Raw genomic sequence first — 6,740 nt, 5'->3', positions numbered from 1 at the left:
TCGCCTCGTCGGTCACGGTCCTGCACCAGGGGCGCGTGCTGTCGGAGGGCACGGTGGCGCAGGTGCAGGCGGACCCGCGGGTCGTCGAGGTGTACCTGGGCACGGCGTCCACGCCGGCGATGACGAAGGAGGCGTGATGCTCGAGCTCACCGGGATCCACGTGGGCTACGGCCGCACGTCGGTCGTGCACGGGGTGGACGTGTCCGTCGGCCGCGGGACCGTGACCGCCGTGATGGGCCACAACGGCGCGGGCAAGACGACGCTCCTGCGCGCCGCCGTCGGGCTGCTGCCCGTCCGCAGCGGGCGGATCACCCTCGACGGCGCCGACGTCACCAAGATGCGCCCCCACCAGCGGGTGCGGCGCGGGCTGGCCTACGTGCCGCAGGGGCAGCAGTCGTTCGGGCAGCTCACCGCGCGCGAGAACCTGCAGCTCGTCGCGGACGGCGTGGGCTCCGCCGGCGCGGGCCGGATCGACGAGGCGCTCGACCTGTTCCCCGCGCTGCGGGGGCTGCTCGGCCGCCGCGCCGGGCTGCTCTCGGGCGGGCAGCGCCAGCAGCTGGCCATCGCGCGGGCCCTGATCACCGGCCCGCGGGTCATGGTGCTGGACGAGCCGACCGAGGGGATCCAGCCCTCCGTCGTCGCCGAGATCCAGGCGGCGATCGTCGCGCTCTCGACGAGCAACGGGCTCTCCGTGCTGCTCGTCGAGCAGCACGTGGGGTTCGCGCTCGGCGCGGCGGAGCGGTACTACGTGCTCGAGTCGGGCCGGGTCACTGCGCAGGGCGACGGCGGCGCCGAGCAGGAGTCGTCCGTGCGGGCGGCGATGGCGCTGTAGGTCGCGCCGACACGAGTCGCACCGACGAGAGGACTACGCTGCGTGACCATGAGCACGGGCCTGACCACCGGGCCGACCACGGGGCCGACGAATGTGCCGACCACTGGGCCGGACGAGCCCGCGACGTCGTCCACCGACGCGCTCTCGCTGCGCGAGATGGTCTACCACCGCCTGCGCGACGAGATCCTCAACGGGCGCATCTCGCCGCGCGAGCGCCTCACCGAGCCGAAGCTGGGCAAGACGTACGAGGTCTCCCGGACCCCGGTGCGCGAGGCCCTCTCGCGGTTGCTGTCCGACGGCCTCGTCGAGCGCACCGACTTCGGCTACGCCGTCGTCGTCCCGAGCCTCGAAGACCTGCGCAACCTCTACGAGCTGCGCATCACGCTCGAGCTGCGCGGCATCGGGCGCGCGATCGAGAACCCCGAGGTGCGGCACGACGTCGCGCTGCTGGGCACCGAGCTCGAGCGGTGGCAGGAGATGCGGGACACGCCTCCCGAGCCGGACCCGAGCTTCGTGGTCAAGGACGAGGGCTTCCACCAGGTGCTCTCCCGCTCGTCGGGCAACACCCAGCTCACCGACGCCCTCGTGACGGTCAACCAGAAGATCCGGGCCGTGCGGATGCACGACTTCGTCGAGACCGGGCGCATCACCGCGACGATCGACGAGCACATCGAGATCCTCGAGCTCGTGATCGCCCGCCGGCTGCCCGAGTCGCTCACGGCTCTGCACAAGCACGTGGGGGAGTCGCTCGAGGTCGTCATGGAGCGCGCGACGCACGCCATGACGCGCATGGCGCTCGCGGGCTGACGCACCCGTAACGCACCGTTTACCCCCCGACGCCGGGCGGGAAACACGGCCCGCATAGCGTGCTGGATACCGAGGTGTATACGCCTCGTGACCAGCGACTGCTCGGGGGACCGCCGTGTTCGACACCCTGCTCGTGGCCAATCGTGGCGAGATCGCCGTGCGCATCCTGCGGACGGCCCGCTCGATGGGGCTCAAGACGGTCGCCGTGTACTCGGACGCCGACGCCGCGGCCCCGCACGTGCGGCTCGCGGACATGGCCGTCCGGCTCGGCCCCGCGCCCGCCGCGGAGAGCTACCTGCGGCCCGAGCTCGTGCTCGCGGCCGCGGCCCAGACGGGCGCCGGCGCGATCCACCCCGGGTACGGGTTCCTGTCCGAGAACGCCACGTTCGCCGCGGAGGTCGAGGCGGCGGGCATGGCCTTCGTCGGGCCGACCCCTGCGCACCTGTCCGTCTTCGGCGACAAGCACCAGGCCCGCGAGGCCGCGCGGGCCGCCGGGGTCCCGCTGGTCGCGGGGTCGGGACTGCTGGGGTCGGTCGACGAGGCGCTCGCCGCGGCGGAGGTCGTCGGCTACCCCGTCATGGTCAAGGCCGTCGGCGGTGGCGGCGGGATCGGCATGCAGGCGTGCGCGGACGCCGACCAGCTCGTGGCGGCGTTCGACCGCGTGCAGCGCCTCGCGGCCGCGAGCTTCGGCAGCGCCGGGGTGTTCCTCGAGCGGTTCGTCTCCCGGGCCCGGCACCTGGAGGTGCAGGTGTTCGGCGACGGGCTCGGCCGCGTGGTCAGCCTCGCGGACCGGGACTGCTCGCTCCAGCGCCGCAACCAGAAGGTCGTCGAGGAGGCGCCCGCGCCCGGCCTGACCGACGAGATCCGCACACGGCTGCACGCCTCCGCGCGGGACCTGACCGCGTCGGTCGGCTACCGGTCGGCGGGCACGGTCGAGTACGTGTACGACGTCGAGCGCGGCGAGATCTCGTTCCTCGAGGTCAACACGCGCCTGCAGGTCGAGCACCCGGTCACCGAGGCGATCACGGGCGTGGACCTCGTCGAGTGGATGCTACGGCTCGCGCAGGGCGACACCGCGTTCCTGGATCCCGTCCCGGACTCGGGGCCGGAGCTGCACGGCCACGCGGTCGAGGTCCGGGTGTACGCCGAGGACCCGCGCAAGGACTACCAGCCGAGCGCCGGTCTGCTCACCGAGGTGGTCTACCCGGACGGCGCGCGCGTCGACGCGTGGGCCGAGACCGGCCAGGAGGTGAGCAGCCACTACGACCCGATGCTCGCCAAGATCATCACGCACGCCGAGACGCGTACGGCCGCCTTCGAGGCGCAGACGGCGGCGCTCGCGGAGACCCGGATGAGCGGCCTGCAGACCAACCTGCCGCTGCTGCGCACGATCGTCGGGCTGCCGACCGTCCTCGAGGCGACGCACACGACCGGCACGCTCGCGCACGTGGGCGACGACGAGCCGTACGTCGACGTCCTGCGCGGCGGCGTCATGACCACGGTGCAGGACTGGCCCGGGCGCCTCGGCTTCTGGGACGTGGGCATCAGCCCGTCCGGCCCGATGGACGACCTGTCGTTCCGCCTCGGAAACGTCGCGGTCGGCAACCCGGAGGGGGCGCCCGGGCTCGAGTGCACGCTCGCCGGGCCGCGCCTGCGGTTCAGCCACGCCGCGGTCGTGTGCGTGACCGGCGCCGACGCGCCCGTCACCGTCGACGGCGAGCCGGTCGTGCAGTGGGAGCCGATCGCCGTCCCCGCCGGGTCGGTGCTCGACGTCGGGACCCCGCACGAGGCGGGGCTGCGCACCTACGTGCTGATCCGCGGCGGGCTCGACGTGCCGTCGTACCTGGGGTCGGCCGCGACGTTCCCGCTCGGCGGGTTCGGCGGGTACACGGGCCGCGCGCTCGTCGTCGGCGACACGCTCGTCCCGGGCGCGGTGCCCGAGGACGCCCCGGCCCCCGCGCCGGTGCCGCGCGACGTGCGGCCCGAGCTCGTGCACGCGTGGGAGGTCGCGGTCCAGGAGGGGCCGCAGCCCGCGCCGTCGTACTTCACGCGCGACGACATGGACATGCTGTTCTCCGCGACCTGGCAGGTGCAGACGCACGCCAACCGCACGGGCATCCGGCTGACCGGGCCGAAGCCGCAGTGGGCGCGGCCGGACGGCGGCGAGGCGGGCCTGCACCCGTCCAACCTGCACGACAACCCCTACTCGGTGGGCGCGCTGAACGTCTCGGGCGACACCCCGATCCTGCTCGGGCCGGACGGGCCGAGCCTCGGCGGCTTCGCGTGCCCGGTGACCGTCGTCGTCGGGCACCGCTGGAAGATGGGCCAGATCCGTCCCGGCGACACCGTGCGTCTCGTGCCCGTGCCCGACGAGACCGCGGCGCTGCTGCGCACGTCGGACGCCCTGCGCTCCGCCGCGCACCTGGGTGCGCACGTCGCCACCGGCACGGACGGCGACGACGGCGTGCTCGCGCGCGTGGCCGGCGACCCTGCCGACCCGCTGGGCGTGCCCGACGTCGTGTACCTGCGGGGCGGCGACGACAACGTGCTCGTCGAGTACGGGCCGATGGTGCTCGACCTCGGGCTGCGGATGCGCGTGCACGCGCTGGGGGAGGCGCTGCGCTCGTCGGGCACGCCCGGCGTCGTCGACGTGACGCCCGGGGTCCGGAGCCTGCACGTGCACGTGGACCCGGCCGTGCTGACCGTGCGCGCGCTCGTCGACGTCCTCGTCGGCCTGGAGTCCTCGCTGCCCGCGACGGCGGACCTCGTGGTGTCGTCGCGCCGGATCCACCTGCCGTTCTCGTTCGACGACCCCGTGATCGGCGAGGCCGTCGCGCGCTACCAGGCCGGCGTGCGCCCGGAGGCGCCGTGGCTGCCGTCGAACATCGAGTTCATCCGCCGGGTCAACGGCCTCGGGTCGACCGACGACGTGTTCGACACCATGCTGCGCGCGGAGTACCTGGTCCTCGGCCTCGGCGACGTGTACCTCGGAGCGCCCCTGGCCGTGCCGCTCGACCCGCGCGACCGGCTGATGACCACCAAGTACAACCCCGCGCGGACCTGGACCGCGGCCGACACGGTCGGCCTCGGCGGGCAGTACCTGTGCGTGTACGGGATGGACTCGCCCGGCGGGTACCAGCTCGTCGGGCGGACCGTGCCGATCTGGTCCGGGCACCGCCAGCGCGGGGTGTTCGAGCCGGGCAAGCCGTGGCTGCTGCGGTTCTTCGACCGCGTGGTGTGGCACGCCGTCTCCGCGGCGGACCTGCTCGAGCAGCGCGCGGCGTTCGCGGCCGGGCGGCTCGACGTCGAGGTCGAGCACGGCACCTTCTCCTACCGCGAGCACCTGGCGCTGCTGGCGGACCACGCCGACGACATCGCCGCGTTCCAGGGACGGCAGGCGACGGCGTTCGCGGCCGAGCGGGCCGCGTGGGAGGCGGCCGGCGAGTTCGACACCCCCGACGAGCCCGCCCACTCGGGTGACCTCGGGGCGGGTCCGGGTGAGATCGAGCTGCTCGACGGCTGCGTGCTCGTCGAGGCGCCTATGGTCGGCAGCGTGTGGCGCATCGAGGCCCAGGCCGGGGAGCAGGTCCGTGAGGGCGACCTGCTCGTCGCGCTCGAGGCCATGAAGCTCGAGCTCGGCGTCACGGCCCCGTCCGCCGGGCGCGTGGTGCAGGTCCTGGTCTCGCCGGGCCAGCTCGTCGCCCCCGGAGCGCCGCTCGCGATCCTGGAGGTGGGTGCGTGAGCGACGTGCTCGTCGTGACCACCGCCGAGCAGCGCGTGCTCGACGCCTACGCGCGCATCGCCGAGGCGGACCGGCCCGAGGTCTGGATCGCGCTGGTCCCCGAGGCGGAGGCGCTCGCGGCCGCGCGTGCTGTCGACGTGCGGGTGGCCTCCGGCGAGGATCTTCCTCTGGCGGGCCTGACCCTCGCGGTGAAGGACAACATCGACGTCGCCGGGCTGCTCACGACCGCCGGCTGCCCGTCATACGCGACCTCGCCCGCCGGGCGCCCCGGCCCGGCCACGCACACCGCGCCCGCGGTCGAACGCCTCGTCGCCGCGGGCGCGGTGCTGCTCGGCAAGACCAACCTCGACCAGTTCGCGACCGGCCTGGTCGGGACGCGCAGCCCGTTCGGCGCGGTCCGGCACGCGACGCTGCCCGAGCGCGTCTCGGGCGGCTCGAGCTCGGGCTCGGCGGTGGCGGTCGCCCTGGGCATCGCGGACATCGGCATCGGGACGGACACGGCGGGTTCCGGGCGGGTCCCGGCGGCGTTCGGAGGGATCGTCGGGATCAAGACGACCGTCGGACTGGTGCCGACCGCGGGCGTGATCCCGGCCTGCCGGACCTACGACGTGGTCACGACGTTCACGCGCGACCTCGCCCTCGGGACGCTCGCGACGCGGCTCATGGTCGGGACCGACCCCCGCGACCCGTCGGGGCGATCGTGGCCTCCCGGCGTGCGGCTCGGGCTGCGGGCCGCGCCCGTCGTCGCGGTGCCGCGGGCCGCAGACCTGGACCCGCTGTCGCCGACGTGGCGGGCCGCGTTCGGCGCCGCCGTGCGCGCGGTGCAGGCGACCGGCGCGTCGATCGTCGAGGTGGACGTCTCGCCGATGCTCGAGGCGGCGCGGCTGCTCTACGACGGCGCGATCGTCGCCGAGCGGTACGAGGCCGTCGGCGCGTTCCTCGACACCGCGCCGCCCGACGCGGACCCGACCGTCGCCGCGATCATCGCCGCGGGCCGCGACGTCCCCGCGCACGCCTACGTCGCCGACCGGGCGGCGCTCGCCGCCGCGGCCGCGCGCACCGACGAGATCCTGGCGGGCGCGGACCTCCTGCTGCTCCCCACGACCACAGAGCACCCGACGATCGCCGCAGTCCAGGCCGACCGGGTCGCGATCAACCGGCGGCTCGGCACCTACACGAACTTCGTCAACATGCTCGACCTCGCGGCCGTGGCCATCCCCGCGGGCTCGGTCGACGGCGGGCCGTTCGGCGTCACCGTGCTGGCCCGGGCCTTCGACGACCAGCTCGCGATCGACCTGTCGGCCCGGCTGCTGGGCGAGCAGGCCGGCTCCGTGGTGGAGGCGGGCGTGGACGTGCTCG

The 6,740-nt window shown here is 74.6% G+C and carries 5 protein-coding genes; all 5 read left to right on the top strand.

Annotated elements, in window-relative coordinates; all coding sequences use genetic code 11:
- Positions 1 to 35: 35 nt before the first annotated feature.
- On the top strand, positions 36 to 137 hold the full coding sequence (locus D1825_RS18790; RefSeq protein WP_407643286.1) for an ABC transporter ATP-binding protein C-terminal domain-containing protein: 102 nt from the start codon (positions 36 to 38) through the stop codon (positions 135 to 137).
- Positions 137 to 832 carry an urea ABC transporter ATP-binding subunit UrtE gene (urtE, locus tag D1825_RS01685; protein WP_118765768.1) on the top strand — a complete coding sequence of 232 codons (696 nt, stop codon included), beginning with the start codon at positions 137 to 139 and terminating at the stop codon, positions 830 to 832. The genes D1825_RS18790 and urtE overlap by 1 nt, the downstream gene beginning before the upstream one ends.
- A gap of 48 nt (positions 833 to 880) precedes the next feature.
- Positions 881 to 1,639 (top strand): GntR family transcriptional regulator, encoded by a 759-nt coding sequence (locus D1825_RS01680; protein ID WP_118765767.1) that lies wholly within the window; start codon positions 881 to 883, stop codon positions 1,637 to 1,639.
- 115 nt (positions 1,640 to 1,754) lie between these two features.
- Positions 1,755 to 5,381 carry an urea carboxylase gene (gene uca / locus D1825_RS01675; RefSeq protein WP_118765766.1) on the top strand — a complete coding sequence of 1,209 codons (3,627 nt, stop codon included), beginning with the start codon at positions 1,755 to 1,757 and terminating at the stop codon, positions 5,379 to 5,381.
- Positions 5,378 to 6,740, top strand: a 1,363-nt coding sequence (locus tag D1825_RS01670; RefSeq protein WP_233549558.1) for an allophanate hydrolase, incomplete at its 3' end; no start/stop codon positions are given. The genes uca and D1825_RS01670, both read left to right, overlap by 4 nt.

Origin of the sequence: Cellulomonas rhizosphaerae, assembly GCF_003470205.1 — a bacterium.
GTDB lineage: Bacteria > Actinomycetota > Actinomycetes > Actinomycetales > Cellulomonadaceae > Cellulomonas > Cellulomonas rhizosphaerae.
The sequence above is the reverse complement of the archived record's forward strand: the minus strand, read 5'-3'. Positions and strand labels throughout refer to the sequence as shown.